The 1523-nt window shown below is 63.6% G+C and carries 2 protein-coding genes; both read left to right on the top strand.

Annotation, left to right across the window (positions count from 1 at the left end):
* Positions 1-783: Cof-type HAD-IIB family hydrolase (locus DV027_RS17240; RefSeq protein WP_242622003.1), on the top strand; the 783-nt coding region annotated here is incomplete at its 5' end.
* Positions 776-1523: 6-phosphogluconolactonase (pgl, locus tag DV027_RS17235; RefSeq protein WP_130732988.1), on the top strand; the 748-nt coding region annotated here is incomplete at its 3' end. The genes DV027_RS17240 and pgl, both read left to right, overlap by 8 nt.

The raw sequence follows: 1523 nt of genomic DNA, 5'->3' as shown, positions 1-1523 counted from the left end.
CTGGCCGATGTGGATGGCACACTGGTCACGAAGGACAAGATCCTGACCCCACGCGCCATCCGCGCGGTCGAGCGCCTGCGCGAGCGGGGCATCCTTTTCACCATAACCAGCGGCCGCCCGCCCAAGGGCATGAAGATGGTGATCGACCCGCTGAAAATTTCCGAGCCGATCGCAGGCTTCAATGGCGGCATGATGGTCAGGCCCGATTTTACCGTCATCGAGGCCCGCACCCTGCCAACTGACACCGCGCGCAAGGTGATCGGCATCATCCGCGACCACAGGGCCGACCCGTGGGTGTATAATGGCAATGACTGGATCGTCTCGAAACTCGAGGCCCCGCATGTGGCGCGCGAGCAGTGGACCGTGAAGTTCCCGCCCGTGGTGGGCGATGTGGAAGCGAAGCTCGACCAGGTGGTCAAGATCACCGGGGTCAGCGATGACCTTGAACTGATGAAGCGCCTCGAGCATGACCTGCAGCAGGCGCTGGGCGATACGGCCTCCGCCGCCCTGTCGCAGCCCTACTACGTGGACGTGACCAATAAAGACGCCAACAAGGGCGGCGTGGTGATGGCGCTCGAGCGCCTGCTGGGCATTCCCGCCAGCCAGATGGTGACCCTGGGCGACCAGCCCAATGACGTGCTGATGTTCCGCAAGAGCGGCATGTCGATCGCCATGGGGCAGGCAAGCCCGGAGGTGCAGAAGCAGGCGACCCATGTCTCCACCTCGTGCGAGGAGGAAGGATTCGCCAATGGAATCGAGAAATTCGTGCTGGGAGATGCGTGACATGACCGGTGGACATGATGTGAAAACGGGCGCGATGGTGATCCTGCCCGATGCCGAGGCCATTGCGCAGCACATGGCGAAATGGCTGACGGAACAGGCGCTGGCGAAAAAGGGGGGCCCGTTCGTGATCGCGCTGTCAGGCGGGTCCACGCCCAGGCGGCTGTACCAGATCCTGGCCTCTGCCGAATACCGCGACCGCTTTCCGTGGGCGAACACGCAGTTCTTCTTTGGCGATGAACGCTTCGTGCCCGAGAGCGATGCGGCCAGCAACTACAACATGGTCGAGACCGAGATGCTGGCGCACGTCAAGGTACCATCCGCCAACGTGCACCCCATGCCCACATCGGGCGACCCGGCGCAGGCGGCGGCAAAATACCAGGCGGAGCTCGAGGCGGTTTATGGCGCAAAGGTGCTGGAACCCGGCCGCCCGCTCTTCGATGTGGTGATGCTGGGCCTGGGCGATAACGGGCATACCGCATCGCTCTTTCCCCGCCAGCCGGTGCTGGAGGAGAAAAAGCTCTGGGTCTCGACCTGCGTGCCCGATGATGCGCCGCATACGCGCCTTACGCTCACCTATCCCGCCATCCATTCCAGCCGCCATGTGGTGTTCATGCTGGCAGGTGCGGGCAAGCGTGAAGCCTTTGCAAAGGTGCGCGCGGGCGACCCGGCGGAGCCTGCCAGCCATATCACCACCGAGGGTGAACTCATCTGGCTTATGGACAAGGCGGCGGCGGGGCAAT

Origin of the sequence: Komagataeibacter xylinus (assembly GCF_004302915.1) — a bacterium.
GTDB lineage: Bacteria > Pseudomonadota > Alphaproteobacteria > Acetobacterales > Acetobacteraceae > Komagataeibacter > Komagataeibacter xylinus_C.
This window is presented reverse-complemented; position numbering and strand designations above follow the sequence as displayed.